Source organism: Pseudodesulfovibrio sp. JC047 (assembly GCF_010468615.1).
Classification (GTDB): Bacteria; Desulfobacterota; Desulfovibrionia; order Desulfovibrionales; family Desulfovibrionaceae; genus Pseudodesulfovibrio.
This window is the reverse complement of record NZ_WUEH01000019.1, coordinates 50,089-69,708: the sequence shown is the minus strand read 5'-3', so window position 1 is coordinate 69,708 and position 19,620 is coordinate 50,089. Positions and strand designations below refer to the sequence as shown.

The following is a 19,620-nucleotide window of genomic DNA, read 5'->3' as shown; positions in this document are numbered from 1 at the left end:
AGGAAGAAATTCGGATACAGGACAACCTGGGAAATCATTGAGGAGCAGGGACTTGCCGGGGTGTTAAGTTTGGTTTGACAATTTGCCCCAAGCAAAAAGCAGGTCGCCGTAAGGGCGAAACCTTTGAAATAATTTCGAATGACCTTCACCGCGTAGCGCGCAACGCTCAATAAACAAGGAAAGATGAGGCTCTTCTCTTATGTCTTTTCTTCATCCTTAAATGAAAAATTACCGCCGCCGGAACACCCCCTTGTCGTTGTAAGGGCGAAACTTTTCAAATAATTCCGAATGACTCTCCACCGCGTAGCGCGCAACCCTCAATAAATAATGATATATTGGGTCTTTTTCTTGTGTCTTCTTTTCTACTAAAAAAAAGAAAAAGCCCCTGCCTGCTCAAAGGAGCGGACAGAGGCTTTTTTTTGCAAATAAAGTTGTGATTACAATTTCAAGTCTCCGGTGGAAAACCGTTTTTCCAACACATTTGAAAGCTGAATCAACGGATAACACACCACAAAGTACATCACACCGACCAGCCCAAAGACCATGAGACCTTCGGGCACGCGTTGGACCGTGAGCCAACCGGCGCGGGTGATGTCTGTCAGGCCGATCACCGAGACGATCGACGAGTCCTTGATAAGCAGGACATATTGTCCGACCAGTGCTGGCAAGGCCATCCGCAATGCTTGCGGGAGAACCACCAGAATCATGGCTTGGCTTCGGGTGTGTCCCAGCGATCGACACGCTTCTTCCTGTCCCGAGGGAACGGCCTGAATGGACGCAGAAACGATTTCACAGATGTATGATCCCGCATAGATGGTTAGACTGACGACCGCAGCGGTGAAGGCCTCCATCTGGATGCCGAATTCGGGCAGAATGAAGAAAATGATGAAGAGTTGGACCAAAAATGGCGTGCCACGCATGACGTCCACATATATTGAAAGAATACGGGCCATCAGTGTGTTCTCATTGGAACGGAGGATGCCGGTGATGACACCGATGATCGTTCCACCAATCAGACTGAGCGCGGAGACTGCCACGGTCATGCCCATGCCTTTGTAAAACATGGGCAGGCTGTTCATGAGTTGGTCGAAATAAAATCCCCACATGATTTATGCGCTCCTGAAGCGCGTCATGCGCATTTGATAGAATTTCATCAATCCCTTGAGCACGTAGTAGACGACCAGATACAGTGCGGCCACCGTCAGGAATGCTTCAGCGGGCATGAATCGTTCCGAATTGAGAATCTGTCCGGCCCGGGTCAGCTCCATGACGGAAATGAGTGACAAGACAGCGGAGTCCTTGACCAAGACAATGGCCTGACCCAACATGGGTGGCAGCGTGTTCGCCAGGGCCTGCGGGAGAATGACATAGAAAAAACGTTGATAGACGTTGAATCCCTGACCCATGGCAGCTTCGACTTGACCGGTGGGAATCCCCTTGATTCCCGCACGGAGAATCTCGGCAACATATGCGCCGGAGTTGAAGGACAGTGCCACGAGGCCGGTTGTCAGTTCATCGACCTGAATGCCGAGCGACGGAAGACCGAAATAGAGAAAATAGAGTTGTGCCAATAGCGGCGTGGAGCGAATGACTTCGATGAAAGCCACGGCCGGAGCTACAAGCAGTTTGATTCCTGAAATTCGACAGGCGCAGGCGATCATTCCTGTGACGAGGGAACCGATGATCCCCACCAGTGAAATCCAGGCAGTCTGGTATAGCCCCTCCATGAACAGGGGCATATACTCCCATATGATGCGGAAGTTGAAATATTCGAGCATGTGCGACGAATCCGTATGGAGACACGTCATGCCTCGAAAAGAGACATGACGCGGCTTTTACGGTCTAGTGATCGGTTTCCCAGGCCTTGGAATCGACCCAGTACTTGATGTTTTCGTCGTAACGGCCATCGGATTTGACCCAACCGAAGAAGAGGTTGATCCACTGGCGCAATGTCTCGTCTTCATGACGGACGGCAAAGGCCAGGGGTTGCTTGGACATGATATCGCCCACGAAGTGCGTGGAGTTCGGCGGGAAAGAAGCCAGGCTGCCGGAGATGGATGTCTTGTCGTTGACGGCCACATCAGCCTTGCCTGCCATGAGGGCGTTCAGGAGCATTGGTCCGCCGCCCTTGTATGACTTGATCTCAGCCTTGGGGAAAAGACGTTTGGCGTCGGCTTCGCCGGTGCCACCGAGCAGGACGGCAACACGAATGCCTTCCTTGTTGATCTGTTCCCAATTGGTGATGTTGGAGTCAGCTTTGACCACGGCCACTGAGCCGGTGTAGTAGAATGCGTCGGTAAAGGAGACCTTGAGTGCGCGTTGCAGGTTGGCGGTCATGTCGGCGGCCAACATGTCGGCTTTGCCGGACAACAGAGCGGGAATCAGGCCGTCCCAGTCATAATCCATGAATTTGATCTTGACGCCCATTTCTTTGGCCATCAAGCGACAGAATTCAACGGAAGAACCGGTGCGGTCGCCGTTTTTATCCAAAAAACTGAAAGGCGGACATTGAGTTTGGACCGCGACACGAAGTTCGCCGCGTTTGATGATTTCAGCCAGAGAGTCCGCGGATGCGGTCGTTGCCACAGCCAGCATCATGGACACCATGAGTGCCAGACAGATGGAAAGACGTTTCATTATTCCTCCTATAATGTTCAATGAGAGATCTGAGATAATTCGAAAAGAAAAGCGAATTACAATCAGTGCCATAGACAGGTCGGGTTTAGCCAATTCCGCAATAGCGAAATCAACATCCCAAAAGGCTACTGGATGTATAGCGGTTTTGCAAGCGTGGCTCTGGAAATTTCTGGATATGAGTGTGAGCTTTTTCAGTGCGTTGGAGGAAATGAAAAAGCCTCTGACAAAATATTTTGTCAGAGGCTGTCTCTTTTGGTGCGCCCGGCACGATTCGAACGTGCGACCTTTCGGTTCGTAGCCGAATGCTCTATCCAGCTGAGCCACGGGCGCGTCGTGAGGAACTGTCTATGCGGAGGGGCCGTTCCCGTCAAGCACTTTTTTAATAATTCTTGAATTTAGTGAAAAAAACATCAGTAAAACCACGGACAAGCTCGGCTGATTTTCCTTCGATTCGGATGAGTTCCGTGTCCGGATGCTCCGCAAATCCTTGCATATGGGGATTTTTCAGTAAAAAGAGTTTGATGATGGCATCAACGGTCTGTTGTTTCTGAATAGGAGAGTATACACCTTCAATTGATAAGGCGATGTCCTCGTCTCTTCGATCAATGAGCAGGCTGACGTGCGGGTTTTTTTTCAAATTTTTGCTTTTTTTCGAATTCCTGGATGAAAGAAAGTAGAATTTCATGACCGCATGGTCTGCAAAATAATGCATGAGAGAGGTGTGAGGAATGTTGCCGTCTGATGTCGAAAGGACACAAAGATCCTTAGCCTTGACTATCTCTTCGATGAGTTCCATTTCTTGATTGCTCATAATAGGGAACTATACATCACTCTGTTCTCACGAGCCAGTATTTAATGAAAAGGAAGCCATGACGATGTGTACGTTAGATGAAAAGATCCGGAGGACCGAGTCCCTGCTGCAACGATTGGCTGAACGCGGTGGGACTGACCGCGTGCGGGTGGCGTGGACCGGCGGTAAGGATTCCACGGTGGTCCTTTTTATATGGAAGGCTGTTTTGGACGCCCTCGGGTGTGGGCCAGCGCGGGCCATCAATCTGGATACCGGCTGCAAATTCCCTGAAGTCCTGCTTTTTCGCGATGAGTTAACCCGGGAATGGACCGTGGATTTGCACATTGCTCGGCCTGCCGTGTCACTGGACGGGTATCCGTTGGCCGAAGATCCGCTTTCCTGTTGTCGTGAATTGAAAGTGGAGCCGTTGAAACAGGCGATTCTTCAGACCGGGGCAACGCATGTCGTGACTGGAATCCGACGTGACGAACATCCAGACCGGGCGGGACGGCTGGAGGAAGAGCGGCGGGACGATCCTCCGCATACAGTGGTGAATCCGATTCTTGAATGGACGGAAATGGATATATGGGCGTTTCATGATCGGTTTTCCCTGCCCCATTGCGATCTGTATGATCAAGGGTATCGGTCGCTCGGCTGTCAGCCCTGTACGCACCTGTCCGGGAAGGGGAACGGGGAACGCGCTGGCCGGGATGCTGCCAAGGAAGCCGTTCTCCCCACATTGACCAGTCTTGGGTACTTCTGATTCCGGAATTACATTGGCATTTGTCTCCAAGAGCGAGCGAGGTATATGTTTCGTTCTTTTTTTCACAAAGAAAACGTTTTTTTGGGCTTTTATGGGATGGCGTCGAGCGGGGAACCCTTTTGGTGCCCTGACTGCCCGGACATCTGGGGGCTGGAAAAGTGTCCAGTTTTTCGAGATTTGGGTCTTGACCAAACCTAATTCTTCCCATAATACCCATGCATTACTAGGCTAAGGGTAAAGTGCATTCGCACGGAAATTCGGTCAGAGGTGAACCGAGTTTTTTACGTGTCTGTTGTACTCGTTCTCCATTTTATTGAAACGAGGTCTTCATGTCGAATTTGCTACTGCTTCTCATTCTTCTGCCAGTGGCTGCAGCATTGGTCTGCTATTTCGTTCGGTCTTCGGCCGTTCGAAAGCTGACAGTGCTCGGTACGGCGGTCGTCCTGACGCTTGCGTCTTTGGGACTGCTCGTGCAGGGGACTTTTGAGCCGATTGCAGTCGGTTCATTCCTTGGCATCAGCAGTGATTTCCTGATTACGGTCTTGGATTTCGCACTGCTTGGCGTCATTTACTATTATGGTTTCAAACACAAGAGCATACTGATTCAGGGTTTCACTCTGGCGCAGGTTGTTTTGCTTGCTTGGTTTGAATTCGTCTCTGTTGAACACGCGGCTGTGCCCGCGCTCATGGGCGACCAACTCTCCCTGATCATGGTTCTGGTGGTTTCCATCGTCGGTTCCCTGATTTGTGTCTTCGCGCTTCCTTATATGAAGAAGCATGAGGAACATCTGCATTTGAGTAAGACACGCCAGCCGCGTTTCTTCTTCTATCTGGTGCTGTTCCTGGGAGCCATGAATGGTTTGGTTTTGTCCAATAACATTCTGTGGATGTACTTCTTCTTCGAAGTCACCACACTGTGTTCCTTCATGCTGATCGGCCACGATGCCACTGAGATCGCCACAAAGAACGCTGTCCGCGCATTGTGGATGAACGCTCTCGGCGGTTTGGCCTTTGTCGTCGGTATGATGCTGGTGTATAAACAGTCTGGAACGCTTGATATCTCTGCTATCCTCGCCGCTGGTCCGCAGGGCGCGCTCATGGTGACGGGTGTTGGCTTCTTGTGCCTTGCCGGATTTACCAAGGCCGCGCAGGTGCCGTTTCAGAGCTGGTTGCTCGGTGCCATGGTCGCTCCGACTCCGGTTTCCGCATTGTTGCACTCCTCGACCATGGTCAAGGCGGGCGTTTTCGTGATTTTGCGGTTCGCGCCTGTGTATGTCGATACCTTCCTGTCCACTGGTGTGGCCATCTGTGGCGGATTCACCTTCGTGACCTGTGCCGCATTGGCCATTGGTCAGTCCAACGGAAAGAAGATCTTGGCGTATTCAACGATTTCAAACCTCGGTCTGATTATCTGTTGCGCCGGTATCAACACGCCACTGGCTTTGACTGCCGCTGCCATGCTGATCGTCTTCCACGCGGTTTCCAAGTCCTTGTTGTTCCTGTGTGTCGGGACCATCGAGCAGGCAATCGGTTCTCGTGATATCGAAGATATGCGCGGCCTGTATACCAAGCTGCCTCGGACTGCACTGATTACCGTCATCGGTATCCTGACCATGTTGCTGCCCCCGTTTGGCGTGCTCATGTGCAAGTGGATGGCGATTGAAGCTGGTGCCGGAACAAACATCTTCGTGGTCACCATGCTCGCGCTTGGTTCTGCGTTGACGGTTATCTACTGGGCTCGTTGGGGTGGCTCCATGATGGGTTCCCGCAAGGCTGGTACACCTTCCGAATCTCAGGCGTTTTTGACGCGCCTGCCGCTGACGGTTTTGTGCCTCGGCGCGCTGGTCCTGTCGTTGATTTCTCCGTGGTTCTATAATTCCATGTTGGCTCCCTGGCTGGGAACGGCACCGTTTACCGTGAGCTTTGGTACGCTGAACTCATCGGTCGGTTCGTTTGCTGTGGTGCCCTTGTTTATCGTTTTCGGCCTGGGCGTCCTTTTTGCCGCCAGGGCTGCCAAGGGATTCCGCAAGGCCAAGGTCATGCCGCCGTATCTGAGTGGTGCCAATACCTCTGTTGACGGGACGTATATTGGTCCCATGAACGGTGATGTACCGTTTGCCGCCGGGAATATGTACCTGGGCGAGTGGTTCGCTGAAGGCAAGCTCACGCCGATCTTCAACGCGCTCGCGATCGCTTTGATTGTGCTTATGCTGGGAGGGGCGATCTAATGGATACGCTTATTCTTGTTCTTATCGGACTTATTGCAGGACCGCTGCTGGGTGGTCTTATCGCGGGGTTGGACAGACGTGTCACGGCATGGTTCCAATCTCGTCAAGGCCCGCCGATTACGCAGGCCTTTTATGACGTCGCAAAATTGTTTGGCAAAGAAAAAATGGTGGTCAACCAGTGGCAGATCTTGTGCGCCTGGGTGTATGTGATCGCGGCTGCTGTCTGTCTGGCTTTGTTCTTTGCTCAGAGTGATTTGCTGCTCATCTTCTTTGTCCAGGCAATCGGTGCGGTCTTCTTGGTCATGGGTGCCATGGCTACCAAGTCTCCGTATTCGCAGGTTGGCGCACAGCGTGAATTGATTCAGATTCTCGCGTATGAGCCGATTCTCATTCTGGTGTTCGTCGGGTTTTACATGGTCACCAACTCCTTCTCTTTGGAAGCAGTCTGGTCTCAGGATATGCCATTGATTGCCAAGATGCCGTTGTTGTATCTGGCCTTGGGCTATGCCCTGACCATCAAGTTGAGAAAGTCTCCGTTTGATTTCTCCACGTCCCATCATGGTCATCAGGAACTGGTCAAGGGTGTGCTCACCGAGTACTCCGGCCCGTATCTGGCCCTGATTGAAATAGCTCATTGGTATGAGACCGTCCTGATTCTCGGCTTGTGTGCCATCTTCTGGCATACTAACGTTTTGTGGATGGCTGTCTTGCTGGTTATCACTTACCTGCTTGAAATCCTGGTGGACAACACCATGGCTCGCATGACCTGGCGTTGGATGCTGAAACGCGTCTGGCTGCTCGGCATGGGCCTGTCCATCGTCAACCTCATCTGGCTGTACGCGAGGTAAATTATGTTTGGATCATTTATCAAGAAATCTCGCGCCAAATCGCCGTGGATCATTCATTTTGACTGCGGGAGTTGTAATGGCTGCGATATCGAGGTTCTGGCTTGTCTGACACCGTTGTATGATATTGAACGGTTCGGCATTGTTAACGTCGGTAACCCCAAGCACGCTGATGTGCTGCTGGTGACTGGCACTGTCAACCATCGCAACAAGAAGGTGCTCAGAAATCTGTACGATCAGATGCCCGAGCCGAAAGCCGTCATCGCCATTGGCGCATGTGGCAACAGTGGTGGAGTATTCCGTGAGGCCTACAACGTCATCGGCGGTGTGGACAAGGTGATTCCGGTGGACGTGTATGTCCCCGGCTGCCCGGCCCGGCCTGAAGCTATTATCGACGGTGTGGTTGTTGGACTGGCCAAGTTTGCGCAAAAAGTGGAAGACGCCAGCTAGGCGGTCCACAGAGGTAAGATATGAAAGGTACTATACGAGAAGTGACCATCGACACCATTGTCGGCGAGGTCATGAACATGAAGAATGACGGACAGCGGTTTGTCACGTTGTCCACATATCAGGACGGCGAAGGCAAGCTTGGTATCCTGTATCATTTTGATAAGGATTACGAGGATACCCACTTGCGAGTCTCCGTTGACATGGACAAGCCTATTCCCAGTGTGTCCGGCGTGTACTTCGGTGCAATGCTGGTGGAAAACGAAATCCGCGACCAGTGGGACGTCAAATTTGACGGCTTGGTTCTCGACTTTAACCGTACGCTCCTTCTTGATCCCGAGGTCACCCAGGTTCCCCTGGTGTCCAACGTCAAGATTGAGCCGAAAAAATAGGGGGCTGTAATGGCAACTACCGTAATTCCCTTCGGCCCGCAGCATCCCGTTCTCCCGGAGCCGATTCACCTGACGCTCAAGGTTGAGGACGAAATCGTCAAGGAAGCCGTTCCGGCTCTGGGCTACGTCCATCGTGGTCTGGAAAAGCTGGCCGACATCCGTGACTTCCACCAGATGATCACCGTGTGTGAACGCGTGTGCGGCATCTGCTCCATGATTCACGGCACCTGCTATTCGCAGTGCGTGGAAGAACTGATGGACATCGATGTTCCACATCGGGCAAAAATGTTGCGCATCATCTGGAGCGAACTGCACAGAATGCACTCCCACTTGTTGTGGTTGGGCCTGTTTGCCGATGCCTTCGGTTTCGAAGCATTGTTCATGCAGTTCTGGAAAGTGCGTGAACGCATCATGGATATCAATGAGGCCACCGCTGGCAGCCGTGTTATTGTTTCTGTCAATATCATCGGCGGCGTGCGGACTGACCTTTCCATGGAACAGATTCGTTGGATTCTCAGCGAGCTGGACATCGTGGAAAAAGAATTGAAAGAAATGCAGAATACGCTGATGAACGACTACACGGTGAAATCCCGGACCGTCGGTATTGGCTACATGTCCAAGGAAGACGCGTACATTCTCGGTGCAGCCGGTCCGACCCTTCGTGGTTCCGGTGTGGCGTCCGACATGCGTGAAACCGGATATGGTGCATATCCCGAGCTGGACTTCGAACCGGTCGTTGAGACCTCCGGCGACTGCTGGGCACGGTGCACCGTCCGTTTCCGTGAAGTTCTGCAATCCATTGATCTGGTTCGTCAGGCCATCAGCAAATTGCCTGAAGGCGAGCTGGCCGCCAAGGTCAAGGGCAATCCGCCGGAAGGCGAAGTCTACATGCGCGTGGAACAACCGCGTGGTGAGTGCGTCTATTATATCAAGGGCAACGGCACCAAGCATTTGGACCGCCTGCGTATCCGGACCCCCACGTTTGCCAACATCCCGCCTCTGCTGCACATGTTGCCAGAGTGCGAGCTGGCCGACGTGCCGGTCATCGTTTTGTCCATCGACCCGTGCATCAGTTGCACCGAACGCTAGGAGAATTTGACATGCTGTTTACATCCACAGTCGTCAAGAATCTGTTGAGAAAGCCTGCCACTCGGAAATATCCTTTCGAGGTGCGCGAGCCGTTTCACAACTTCCGTGGCGAACTGGTCATCGACATCGATAAGTGCATCTTCTGCGGAACCTGTGCACGCAAATGCCCCAGTCAGTGCATTACCGTGGACAAGCAGGCAGGAACTTGGCAGTGCGATCCGCACGCCTGTATTTCCTGCGGGTATTGCCGGGACAACTGCCCGACCAAATGCCTGACCATGAAAGATGTGCATCGCAAGCCTGTGACCGAAAAGGTCACCTGGATCGAGCATGGCACACCGCCCAGACCCAAAAAGAAGAAGGCTGCTCCAGTTACGGAAGCCGCTCCCAAGGCGGAAGCGACCGCCAAGGAAGCTCCGTCCTCAAAGCCTGAAACGGCTGCCAAGGTCGAGCCAAAGAATGAAGGCAAGAAGACTGCCAAGAAGTAGTTCTCCTTGTTGACCAATAACGAAGCCCCGACTCGCAAGAGTCGGGGCTTTTTGGTGTGTAATTTTTGAAAAGTTAATCACGGTGTTTTTTGGATTCAACTGATTTTCCCGCATTGCCATATCAATAGCCCGGAGGAGGTATTCGGCATAGGCGTCATATTGTACGACCATGTCAAGCTGCATTTTTATCCTTTGAGTACCCTTTTGATAGCCATTTTCGCCCGTTTTCCTTCTGGGCCGAAAACCGGGGTTAGGATGTTTGATCTTTGAAAATTAAAATTCTGACAGGAGGAATTCAACAATGTTTGACTTTGGAAAATCCCTTATCAACTTGAATCACGATGAGCAGAAAAAAATCCTCGACAATGCAACATTCCGTCCGCGCAAGACGACGCTGGAAATGGATATTGGCTTCAAGAATCAGAACCAGCAGCAACCGCGACAGAAAAAGCGCGATGCCTATCACGACCTGGACCGTCTCAATTTTACCGTGGAGAAAGAAAATGAGGCAAACGACTTTTTCGGTAAGGGGCTGGCCGACTGGCAAAAGGGGGTGACCGGCAACAATCCCTCCAAGGATGCCACCAATCTCAAAAAGCAGTTCGATGAGTATGAACACTCCGTGCTTGCGTCGGTGCCCAAAGGTGGCAAGCGCCATGTCGCTTTGGCGGATTCGTTACCCAAGATCAAGGATGTTTTTTTGAAACAGGGCCACCGGTTCGCCGTGGACACGCTTAACGAACGGTCCATAAGTGTCCTCGACAAGGGGTTGCAGCGTATCGCGCAAGGAGCTCTGACAGCCAAAGACGAAAAGGATATCCAGACGCATGACGATGCGGCTTTCAACCTTATCAACAAGTACGTGTTGTCCGAGGCCAAATTTGACGAAAAGGATGCCGACGCCATGTACGACAAGTATTTGGGGTATGCGGGTGTTGATTTTGAGAAAAAGCAGGCTGTTGAAAATGAAGAGGTGCCGGGATTCAAGCCAGGTTTCAAAATGGAAGACGGCGTCATGCTTGCAGCAAAAGATGATGATATCGTCAGCGATGCTGGAAGCAAAGAAGAGGGGATGCAGCCTGTCGAAGATGCGGCGGGTAACGAAGAAAATGAAAAGTCAAAGAACGAAGAAATGTATGAGCAGTATTTTGACAAAGAAGGTGCCGCTAAGATTCCTGCAAGCTCGTATCAGTATTTCCCCAAGAAGGCCTCCTTTGAATCCCAAGATGAGCTTGGTAAATTGTCTGAAAAATATGAATCCGGAAAAGATGGATCACATGCCATTTCGTCCGGCAAGGGAGATCTAGGGGGTAAATCGTATGGCAAGTATCAGATGACGAGTAGACATAATGGCAAGGTTGGGGGTAGCGTTCAAGCATTCGTTACATGGGAAGAATTCCCGTGGGCAAAAGATTTTGAAGGACTGACTCCGGGGACTGCCGGGTTTGATGAAAAATGGCACGAGATCGCAAATAAAAATCCTGAGGAATTCGGGAAAATTCAAGACAAGTTCATATACGATATGCATTATTCGCCTGTCGCAAAAAGTGTCCAAGCTTATGGTATAGATGCGGACAAACAGTCAAAAACATTGCAACAGGTTTTTTGGTCGACTGGAGTTCAGCATGGCCCGAACACCAATGTTGTGAAAAAAGCAGTTGAAAAGCTCAAGACGGAAAAACGATTCAATCCCTCCGATAAAGAGTTTGAAGCTAAACTTATAGAAGCGATCTATGATGAAAGGAAAACTCGTTTTGGCGGTTCTTCAAAAAAAGTCCGAGAAAATGTTCAAAAGAGACTTGACCGTGAAAAACAGGATGCCCTTGATGCGGTACGGAAGAGGCTGGAAGGAAACAAGCAAGAATAAAATATACAGAGTTGTTGTTGTTTTTTTTTGCTACTGCCTTCTTGTAAGCCCAGCTGCTGCCGAATCCATTTCAGGAATTTATTTGAATGTTCATAGAAGCGGAACGCACTCGCTTGTTTACATTGACGAGGCCTACGGGGTGGTGACTATCCGGTTGTCAGGTGGCCATTCTGGCGAACTCGACGACGTGATAGTCCCATCTGACTGTGAATTGCGTGCTCGGGGGCCTCTCAAGGATGATAGCGTGATAGCCTTTTATGTCTTTGAGGATCGGGTGGATGATGTATATGTTCATATCAAATTTGGTGACAATGAGTTAGAAGTCCTGAACGCTCTTCCTCATTTTGCCGGATGTGGAATTCATGTCCGCTTTTACGGGAAGTACAAAAAACATACTTGCTCGGAAATCAAAGATATATTTCATAATGATTTACCTTATTACAAGGAGCATCCAGAGGAACTTGAAAATCTTTGCCAATGATATAAAAATTGAGCCGCCAACATCTGCCAGCGGCTCTCTTTTTACCGTGTTTCGTCGATAAATAAGCCCTCATCGTGTCAACCCCATTAAGGACAGCTCACCGTTTTTGAAAAGTTGATCATGGTGTTTTTTTGATTCAACAGATTTTCCCGCATTGCCATACCAATAGCCCGGAGGTGGTATCCGGTATAGGCGTCATATTGTAAGACCATGTCAAGCTGCATTTTTATCCTTTGAGTACCCTTTTGGAAGAAAAGGCTTTTGACTCGCACTCCGAGGCCTATTCTGAAGGCGGCCTTTCCAAGGTGACGATACCCGACTTGATAAAAATTGCCTCTGAAGTTGATGCAAAAGACTTTTGGACTAAGAAGGCGATAAAAGAAGCAATTGAAGTCGCTCCAGACGGATTTGAGGCTGGGGTGAATGATCTCAAAAAAAGAGGCAATGAAACAGCTCGTGCTTTGAAGAAAAAATTGAACTTACTTTCCGATGAGGCGCGAAAAAAGATCGATTGGCTTGTAGAGTAATTTCGTCAGTTATCGCAAGAGAAGGAAGGCTTACCCTTTCTTCTCTTTTGCAAGAATCCGATAACCCCTCCCATGCAGGCGTAGGCTGGTACGAAATAAGTCGCGAGATAGAATTGGAAAGGAAAACCAAAAATCAGGTATGCGCTTGCTAAAGACAGTCGTTTGCTGACCGGAACGTTTATTTGAAACACCACGGTCAATAGCGCGAGGACTATTGCCGAGGGCACCAAAAACAAGAGTCCTGTAAGCCCTCCAGCCAGTACGCATCGAAATATTGTCTTTTTTTCTTTTTCAACAAGCAGCCGCCAAAAAAGAAGACCGGATATCAAACCGCCCAATGCTACTGAAAGTGGAACAAGCACGTTTGCTATAGGCACATCGTGAGCAGCTAGCCCCCAGAAGGTTGCCCCAACGAGTCCTGCAGCGGTTCCCATCCATATGGAATTCTTATTTTTTGTATTCATTATCGATGTATGCCATTTTGATAAAATCCCAGCAACACCATTGATGGAATAAACAAAGGACTTGCTTCAATTCAAGATGGAGTCTGGTCTGCAAAAAGGCGAATGGGATGAATCAAAGCCCGAAGAGTTGAAAGCGAAAGCGTATGATTCGTATTCGGAGGCGTATCTTGAGGCTGGCTTGGCGGAGTTGCCTCAAGAAGACATTGATAAGGTAATCAAGGTCGTTGATCGTATGGATATGATCGACTTCAAAGTCCTTAAGGAGTCGCTTGAGGTTGAAAGAGAATTGATTAAACAAGAGAAACACGGAAGGAGCTGGGACACCGGAGTCACCGGTGCAAAGTATTTAGCTTTGACAATAGAAGAAGTTGGTGAAGTAGCCAAGACGGTGTTTGAATCAATACCGGTCCTACCGCCAGTTCGTTGGAAGGCATAAAGCCGGGAAGGTCACCTCCCTGGCTTTTCTTTTTGATCTTGTGAACAGTAGGAAGGAGTCCAAACTGAGCCCCAAAGTACACACAACAACAGCGGAATCCACCCTCACGCCATAATCAAAATCAATGGGCCAAGCCCAACTGCAATCTTTGCTTGCAGGATGAGTCCTTCGACCTTCCGTAAACCGCCTCCTTCAATAATTGTATCCGCAATAAAAGCAGCCAGAAGACCAGATGGGAAAACAGACCATCCAAATATTAATCCAAGTATTACTCGAGTCAAGTTATTGCAGTAGTGCATCTTTTCAATTAAAAAAAACCAGCATAACGCTGCAACGGTGAATGATCCTATCGGTGCGGCCACGGTTGGAACCAGTGTGAAAGGAATCTTATCAGCCGTGGGTATGCTGAAGAATATCCAAAGCGAATAACCAAGAGCTATGCAGCCAATACCTAGGGCAAAGAGAAGTCTGGGTTTATTAAAACGAATCATGTGTCCTGAATACCTTTTTCAACAAGCAACTGCCAAATAAGAAAATCGGATATCAAACCGCCCAATGCGACTGAAAATGGAACAAGTATGTTTGCTACAGGAATATCGTGAGCAGCTAGTTCCCAGAAGGTTGTCCCAACGAGTCCTGCAGCTGTACCCATCCATATGAGATTCTTATATTTATTGTCAATATATACCGTTTTAAAAAAAATCAGCAACGCCATTGATGGAACACACAAAGGACCTGCTTCAATTCAAGATGGAGTCTGGCCTGCAAAACGGCGAATGGGACGAATCAAAGTCTAAGGAATTGAAAAGGAAGGCGTATGATTCGCATTCGGAGGTATCTTGGGAGGGGGGTGCCGCAAGAGGATATCGATAAGATTATCGAGGTCGTTGACACCTCCGATATGCGGGATATGGATGCCTTTGTTGAAGCGATAGAGGTAGTTCACGGAATTTATCAAAAACATGGAGCAGGCAAAATCATGAGGACCATTGGAACGGGGCAGGGCATCTGATTCCCTGCAATCCAGAAGCATGCGATGAGACGGCGGAAGAACTTTTCCGATCGTGCTGACAGCCTGTATATTGAAGTTATACATGGCCCAGGTGGCCGTTGGGCCAGTCTGTGTATTAAATTTGGACGGTTTTGGTAAAGAAATAACAACGAAGACGTTTTTTACAATAGAAAAAAGAGAGTGAAATCAAAATTTTTCTTGCTAGGCAAATGAATTCGGCTTATCCGCATGCGTATGAGCCGTCCTTTTTTCAGTATTATTATTCCTATATATAATGGATCTGCCTTTTTGAGGGAGACAATCAAATCCGTTGAAATTCAGTCTTTTTTGGATTGGGAGATTATTGCGATAGATGATTGTTCAACGGACAATTCGGTGCAGTGCGTTCTTGATGCAAAATCTGAAAATAGTAAGATTAGATTGTTTTTTCATGAGGAGTCTCATGGTGGCCCTTTCGCCGCTCGTAATACGGCTTTAGACCATGCCAGCGGGAAGTATTTGATATTTCTCGATCAGGATGATTTGTTAGTCGAGGGGGCGTTGGATCACTTGGCTCAACTCGCCAAACGATGTAAAAGTGATGCTGTGCGAGGTGTCCGACTGTCTTTAAAAAAAGGGAGAGAAAAAAACATGAATGGTTTTTTGCCTTCTTCTCCAATTACCACGCAATTTAGAGAAAAGCCGGAACTTTGGCGAGGAGAGAACTTTGCTGCTTGGATATTTAATAGGGAATTTGTTCTCAATAATGGATTGATTTTTTTGGATGTCATTGGTCATGATGATAAAGTATTCTTGCTTCAAGCATTAACAGCGGCTCGATCACTAACGATTAGTCGTATACCATTAGTCAAATATCGCCGTCGACATACTTCACTTCAAGGGCGTAAGAATTCAAGAAGTATGCTTGACAATATCCGGGCTCATGGGAAAATGATGGATATTTTGTGGGAAACCGGAAATGAAAAAGCCTTGGCATTTCGGTTTGATCGCATAGATTTTCCGGCAATAGCCGGAATGTGTGCGTGGGCCTCTATTCATGTGAATAAGGTTGAGCAAAAAGTTTTTTTTGAGCAGGCAGCAGCGATTTTAAATCGAGCAGAAATCAGAGACTTGGGGCCGCTGAGAAGCGAATATCATGTTCTTTTTGTTTGCTTAAAGGAGAGGAAATCGGATTCCTTGCTACGATTACTTCAGAAATATAGCCATAGACTACTTCCTTATCCTTGGTGGCGAGTCCTGTGGAATAAAGGGCTAGCAGTTGTTAACACTCGGAAGAAGTGATGTTGCACATAATACCTTGAGGTAATATGAATATACATAATATTGATACAGCGCATGTTGTTTTGACAGCGTTGTTTTTTGTTTCCATTCTAGTCTCCATCCGTTTTAGAGATATCGCTAAGCGCAATACGAGGCGATTGAAATACTATAAATCTCAGATTTCAAAAGAGGCTCATCTCGCTCGCCTAGAAGAATATCAGTCTTCTACTGTCAAGAAAAAGAATGTTTACTACACGGCGCTTACAGGGGGCTACGAATCGTTTAAGGTCCCTGAATATTTTGATCCGACTTTTGACTATTATATTTTTACGGATGACAAAGACCTTAAGGTCTTTGAACCTTTCAAAAAAATTCTACTTGATAAATCCGAAGACGATCCTATCCGTCTCGCCCGTAACGTCAAACTTAATCCTTATGAATTGTTTTTTGGATATGAATATGCTGTGTGGGTAGACGCAAGTTTTCTTGTTCGAAATAGTTTGGAACCATATGTAGCCAAGGTTGAACGAGCGAATGCTGATTTAGGGGTCTTTCCTCATCCCGATAGGAATTGTTATGAAGAAGAAGTCGCCGCCTGTCTTCGGAAAGGGAAGGATGATGCTGCAGTTATTGAAGCGCAACGGGGCTATTATGTAACCAAGCATGATATTGCTGAGATCAATGATCAACCTCTTTTGGTTACGGGGATATTCGTTGCCAATGTCAAAAGTGATAATTGCTCAATATTTTTCAATGCTTGGAGAAATGAAATCAGCCGTTTTTCTCGTCGTGACCAACTGTCGTCTTCATTTGCGCTTTATAAAACGAACCCATCATATGTTTTTCTTGAATCCTGCCCGGACCTTGCTCATTTGAATAATAAATATATGTTTGAAATTTTTGATCATTTGACGGACACAGACTATCGCATACCAGACTATTTGCCAGAAATAAATCAAATCACAAAGTTGAAGATTTCAGAGGGCCCTCGTTCTAAGAAAGCAAAATTGTCGAAGTGATAATTGTCCATAGCGGTCTCGATAAAAGTATTTTTAAGTGTTTTTATGAATTGGAATCAGTCTCTTTGGGGATAGTTTGTTGCATTGAGGGGACATTTGTCGATATTGGCAAACAAATAGAACATGCACGAATTTTGTTTGAGTCAAATATTCAATGAATTATTCAAAATTTAAATAATAAGGACCTTTTGATGGGGAAACAATTAGGCAAACGTATCCAATTGTGGGATGCGATGCGTGGTGTGGCCATTTTATGCATGATCGTTGCCCATTTTAGTTATGTCGAGACTGCTGAGTTTGATGGACTTGTGTTGAATAATTTTTTAGCAAAAATAGGAAGTATTCCTCTAATTTTACTTTACTTTTTTCATGCAAATGCATCTTTCTTAGCTCCGTTTCTATTTTATTTTATTATTGGAATCATGTGTAATATTAAATTTAAAAAACATTCAGTTGTAGATTTTCGTAAAATCTATAACAAAAGTTTTAAACTGATTTCAGGGACGTTAATTGTCAATATAATTTTAATTTTAAACACACAATTCCCGCAAAATATCAAAGAATTTTCGATGTTGTTACTGGCTCCTAATGTCCTTTTTAACATTTTATTTATATATATATTCAGTGAACTTGTTTTACATAGTTTTTTAAATTACTATCAGTGCTCATTTCGATGTAAGACGTATTGCATGCTATTTCTTGCTTCTGCCTGCCTTTTTTTCAATGTCATCACTTCAGACATAAAAACTTATCAAGATCTTCCTTGGTTTGTGACGGTTAGTTTAGGTGTTTATGCTTCTTTATTGGGTGATTATTTTGCAGAGATGAATATACCTGAGAAATGTAATCGAGCGTTAATCTCTATGTTTGTTGGAGGAGTATTGGCTATAGTTTTTTATTTCATTGTTTACCCACCTGTTAGTGCGCTTAAGAATATGGCTGTTTCATATTATTTTTATTGTTTTGGTGTTGCGTCAGGATTTTCCTTTTTATTATGCAAGCTTGAAGGCTCAAAGACTTCCCTCGCTCAACGGATTCTCGCTTCACTGGCTTTGATGGGGCGACATTCTCTTGTCCTTTATGGTGTACACTTCTTTGTTGGAATAGTAATTTTTCGTTTGGTTTTGGTACCATTTATTCCAAAACAATATTGGGGTTTTAATATCCTTAGTGTTTTATCTCTCTGTTGGCTTACAGCTTATTTTCTTGATCGTTATTTTATGACCAGAATTAAGAGCAACTAACTTGTGTAAAAAAACGTTTGAAAGTGAGCTATTGCCAGGTATACGGCTACAAATTAAAAAGAGGCGCTAATGTATGATTGGACAAATATTAAGAATTTTTTTGAAAAACGATATGTTTTATTGTGGGTAAATATTTTATTTTTGATATCTTTTTCTTTGTTTTTTCGTTTTTTGACTTCCAATGTGGTCGAAAGTGGAGGCGATGCCATTTATAAATGGTCAATTGTTAAACAGTATGTCCTTTTTGGCGAAGTCCCCTTTCAATTGAATCACCATGCATGCCGATGGGCCATTAATATTCCACTTTTTTTGCTTCAGAAAGTTTTTGGAACTGCCCCTAAATTCTATTATATATGGCCTTTTGTTACTTCTACTTTGTCTGCGCTTTTTGCTTTTTTGTTGTTGGAGAAAGTACGTACGTGGCGATTGGGATTAGTCGCAGCTATTTTGCTGATTTTTTCGGACCCCATGCTGCGCCAGGGGACTCAACTTTTACCCATGGGGACGGTTGTACCCTTTGTGCTGTTAGCTCTCTATTTCTTAATCCGTTGGCGAGACAAAAAAGATAAATTCAATATAGTTATCAGTGCTTTTTTCCTTTTTATCGCATATGGAGCAAAAATCACAACTGTTTACTATATTCCAGCGTTTCTTTCTCTTTTATATCTGTTTTCGGATGACAAGAAAAATTTTGTTCGTAATGGTGTTTGTTTTTTAAGTGTGTTCGTAGTTTTTTTTGCTGTTGAAACCTTTTTTTTCAATACATTGACTTGCAGTTCTTTCGGCAGAATGGAGCTTATCCAAGATTCGCATCGTCCGATTCGTGCTATTAATCTTGCAACCAATACATGGCAGTCTTGTTCAAGTTCTTTATTGCAGTATTTGGCAAATTTCTTGGTCTATTTTAAGTATCCTGGTCGGGCTCCAGCTGTATTATACTATTCAACAATTATCGTTGCGGTGATCGCACTGAATAAAAAGTGGAATGACATATCTATTACAGCGGTTCCTTTTTTATTTGGTTTTTTGGGACATGCGTACGCTGTTACGTCTATTTTCCCTTTCACTCGACCTGAACGAGTGCTTTTTCGGTATCAGTCCGTTGTATTCGAATTGGCACTTTTAACCATTTTGTTGTTTTTGTCGGCTCCCCGGTTTAACAAGTCCGCCTTGAAATGTTTGAGTTCATCGAACAGGAAAGATCAAGTCATTCGAAGTATTTTTTTCTTTGCTTTGTTTATTCCCATTACGGTAAACGCAGTGAAACGTATTCATTTGGACACAGGTTATATGCAGACAAATCGCACCATGAGTCTTGTTCGCGGAGCCAAAGAAGAAGGCAACCCTGTGTATATTCTTCAAGGAGAAACTGAACGAGAATCGATTAAACGTATAATCAAATTCCGTGCACTTTATACAAATGAGCGGTATTTCGGAAGAACGCCATATAACCGTGTGCATAATATCCATCTCACAGATTTTCCTTCTATTATCAGGGATGGAGATTCTTATATGTTGGTAGACTCTAATGGATATGTAGGTGATTTGGAAACGAAAGCAATATTATTGGATCGATATTGATGATATTTCGGAGTTTTTAGGCACTCTGTCAGCTGTTGTTGTGGTCGAGG

23 protein-coding genes and 1 tRNA gene are annotated in these 19,620 nt (G+C 46.6%); 16 read left to right on the top strand and 8 right to left on the bottom strand.

Annotated features, from left to right (window positions below; genetic code table 11):
- Positions 1 to 437: 437 nt before the first annotated feature.
- From GO013_RS12675 to GO013_RS12655, 5 genes are all read right to left on the bottom strand, one after another.
- On the bottom strand, positions 438 to 1,106 hold the full coding sequence (locus GO013_RS12675; RefSeq protein ID WP_163811668.1) for an amino acid ABC transporter permease: 669 nt from the start codon (positions 1,104 to 1,106) through the stop codon (positions 438 to 440).
- 3 nt (positions 1,107 to 1,109) lie between these two features.
- On the bottom strand, positions 1,110 to 1,778 hold the full coding sequence (locus GO013_RS12670; protein ID WP_163811666.1) for an amino acid ABC transporter permease: 669 nt from the start codon (positions 1,776 to 1,778) through the stop codon (positions 1,110 to 1,112).
- 64 nt (positions 1,779 to 1,842) lie between these two features.
- On the bottom strand, positions 1,843 to 2,637 hold the full coding sequence (locus GO013_RS12665; RefSeq protein WP_163811664.1) for an ABC transporter substrate-binding protein: 795 nt from the start codon (positions 2,635 to 2,637) through the stop codon (positions 1,843 to 1,845).
- Between the two features lie 253 nt (positions 2,638 to 2,890).
- Positions 2,891 to 2,967: transfer RNA gene (locus GO013_RS12660), tRNA-Arg, on the bottom strand.
- Positions 2,968 to 3,016: 49 nt separating this feature from the next.
- Positions 3,017 to 3,448, bottom strand: coding sequence for a pyridoxamine 5'-phosphate oxidase family protein (locus GO013_RS12655; protein ID WP_239057856.1), 432 nt, complete (start codon positions 3,446 to 3,448; stop codon positions 3,017 to 3,019).
- Between the two features lie 64 nt (positions 3,449 to 3,512).
- On the opposite strand from GO013_RS12655, the gene GO013_RS12650 reads away from it, so the two are divergent.
- The 10 genes from GO013_RS12650 (at position 3,513) to GO013_RS12605 (ending at position 12,554) form a co-directional block, all read left to right on the top strand.
- Positions 3,513 to 4,190, top strand: a complete 678-nt coding sequence (locus GO013_RS12650) for a phosphoadenosine phosphosulfate reductase family protein (RefSeq protein ID WP_163811662.1) — start codon at positions 3,513 to 3,515, stop codon at positions 4,188 to 4,190.
- 329 nt (positions 4,191 to 4,519) lie between these two features.
- Positions 4,520 to 6,418 carry an NADH-quinone oxidoreductase subunit L gene (locus GO013_RS12645; protein ID WP_163811660.1) on the top strand — a complete coding sequence of 633 codons (1,899 nt, stop codon included), beginning with the start codon at positions 4,520 to 4,522 and terminating at the stop codon, positions 6,416 to 6,418.
- Positions 6,418 to 7,266: a complex I subunit 1 family protein gene (locus tag GO013_RS12640; RefSeq protein ID WP_163811658.1), complete on the top strand. Its 849-nt coding sequence runs from the start codon at positions 6,418 to 6,420 to the stop codon at positions 7,264 to 7,266. The genes GO013_RS12645 and GO013_RS12640 overlap by 1 nt, the downstream gene beginning before the upstream one ends.
- A gap of 3 nt (positions 7,267 to 7,269) precedes the next feature.
- Positions 7,270 to 7,713 carry an NADH-quinone oxidoreductase subunit B family protein gene (locus tag GO013_RS12635; RefSeq protein WP_163811656.1) on the top strand — a complete coding sequence of 148 codons (444 nt, stop codon included), beginning with the start codon at positions 7,270 to 7,272 and terminating at the stop codon, positions 7,711 to 7,713.
- 20 nt (positions 7,714 to 7,733) lie between these two features.
- Positions 7,734 to 8,102 carry an NADH-quinone oxidoreductase subunit C gene (locus GO013_RS12630; protein WP_163811654.1) on the top strand — a complete coding sequence of 123 codons (369 nt, stop codon included), beginning with the start codon at positions 7,734 to 7,736 and terminating at the stop codon, positions 8,100 to 8,102.
- A gap of 9 nt (positions 8,103 to 8,111) precedes the next feature.
- Positions 8,112 to 9,191: a nickel-dependent hydrogenase large subunit gene (locus GO013_RS12625; protein WP_163811652.1), complete on the top strand. Its 1,080-nt coding sequence runs from the start codon at positions 8,112 to 8,114 to the stop codon at positions 9,189 to 9,191.
- A gap of 11 nt (positions 9,192 to 9,202) precedes the next feature.
- The gene (locus GO013_RS12620) at positions 9,203 to 9,679 is read left to right on the top strand and encodes a 4Fe-4S binding protein (protein WP_163811650.1); all 477 of its coding nucleotides are present in this window, start codon (positions 9,203 to 9,205) and stop codon (positions 9,677 to 9,679) included.
- Positions 9,680 to 9,980: 301 nt separating this feature from the next.
- Positions 9,981 to 11,546, top strand: a complete 1,566-nt coding sequence (locus GO013_RS17025; RefSeq protein ID WP_203529588.1) for a hypothetical protein — start codon at positions 9,981 to 9,983, stop codon at positions 11,544 to 11,546.
- On the top strand, positions 11,506 to 12,027 hold the full coding sequence (locus tag GO013_RS12610; protein WP_163811648.1) for a hypothetical protein: 522 nt from the start codon (positions 11,506 to 11,508) through the stop codon (positions 12,025 to 12,027). Before GO013_RS17025 ends, GO013_RS12610 begins: the two co-directional genes overlap by 41 nt.
- Positions 12,028 to 12,272: 245 nt before the next feature.
- Positions 12,273 to 12,554, top strand: a complete 282-nt coding sequence (locus GO013_RS12605) for a hypothetical protein (protein WP_163811646.1) — start codon at positions 12,273 to 12,275, stop codon at positions 12,552 to 12,554.
- Positions 12,555 to 12,559: 5 nt separating this feature from the next.
- Here the strand turns inward: GO013_RS12605 and GO013_RS12600 are convergent, their stop codons facing one another.
- Positions 12,560 to 13,018: a hypothetical protein gene (locus GO013_RS12600; RefSeq protein WP_163811644.1), complete on the bottom strand. Its 459-nt coding sequence runs from the start codon at positions 13,016 to 13,018 to the stop codon at positions 12,560 to 12,562.
- A 61-nt stretch (positions 13,019 to 13,079) separates the two neighbouring features.
- Between GO013_RS12600 and GO013_RS12595 the strand changes: the two genes are divergently transcribed.
- Positions 13,080 to 13,454 (top strand): hypothetical protein, encoded by a 375-nt coding sequence (locus tag GO013_RS12595; RefSeq protein ID WP_163811642.1) that lies wholly within the window; start codon positions 13,080 to 13,082, stop codon positions 13,452 to 13,454.
- A gap of 104 nt (positions 13,455 to 13,558) precedes the next feature.
- Here the strand turns inward: GO013_RS12595 and GO013_RS12590 are convergent, their stop codons facing one another.
- Both GO013_RS12590 and GO013_RS12585 read right to left on the bottom strand, forming a co-directional pair.
- Positions 13,559 to 13,945, bottom strand: a complete 387-nt coding sequence (locus GO013_RS12590; RefSeq protein WP_163811640.1) for a hypothetical protein — start codon at positions 13,943 to 13,945, stop codon at positions 13,559 to 13,561.
- Positions 13,942 to 14,169, bottom strand: a complete 228-nt coding sequence (locus tag GO013_RS12585) for a hypothetical protein (protein ID WP_163811638.1) — start codon at positions 14,167 to 14,169, stop codon at positions 13,942 to 13,944. The genes GO013_RS12590 and GO013_RS12585 overlap by 4 nt, the downstream gene beginning before the upstream one ends.
- 102 nt (positions 14,170 to 14,271) lie before the next feature.
- Here GO013_RS12585 and GO013_RS12580 point away from each other — a divergent pair, with 102 nt between their 5' ends.
- From GO013_RS12580 to GO013_RS12560, 5 genes are all read left to right on the top strand, one after another.
- Positions 14,272 to 14,466, top strand: coding sequence for a hypothetical protein (locus tag GO013_RS12580; RefSeq protein WP_163811636.1), 195 nt, complete (start codon positions 14,272 to 14,274; stop codon positions 14,464 to 14,466).
- A gap of 228 nt (positions 14,467 to 14,694) precedes the next feature.
- Positions 14,695 to 15,747, top strand: coding sequence for a glycosyltransferase family A protein (locus GO013_RS12575; protein ID WP_163811634.1), 1,053 nt, complete (start codon positions 14,695 to 14,697; stop codon positions 15,745 to 15,747).
- A gap of 26 nt (positions 15,748 to 15,773) precedes the next feature.
- Positions 15,774 to 16,745, top strand: coding sequence for a glycosyltransferase domain-containing protein (locus tag GO013_RS12570; RefSeq protein ID WP_163811632.1), 972 nt, complete (start codon positions 15,774 to 15,776; stop codon positions 16,743 to 16,745).
- A 191-nt stretch (positions 16,746 to 16,936) separates the two neighbouring features.
- Positions 16,937 to 17,989, top strand: coding sequence for a hypothetical protein (locus GO013_RS12565; RefSeq protein WP_163811630.1), 1,053 nt, complete (start codon positions 16,937 to 16,939; stop codon positions 17,987 to 17,989).
- A gap of 69 nt (positions 17,990 to 18,058) precedes the next feature.
- Complete coding sequence (locus GO013_RS12560; protein ID WP_163811628.1) at positions 18,059 to 19,570, top strand: glycosyltransferase family 39 protein; 1,512 nt, start codon at positions 18,059 to 18,061, stop codon at positions 19,568 to 19,570.
- Positions 19,571 to 19,620: the final 50 nt, after the last annotated feature.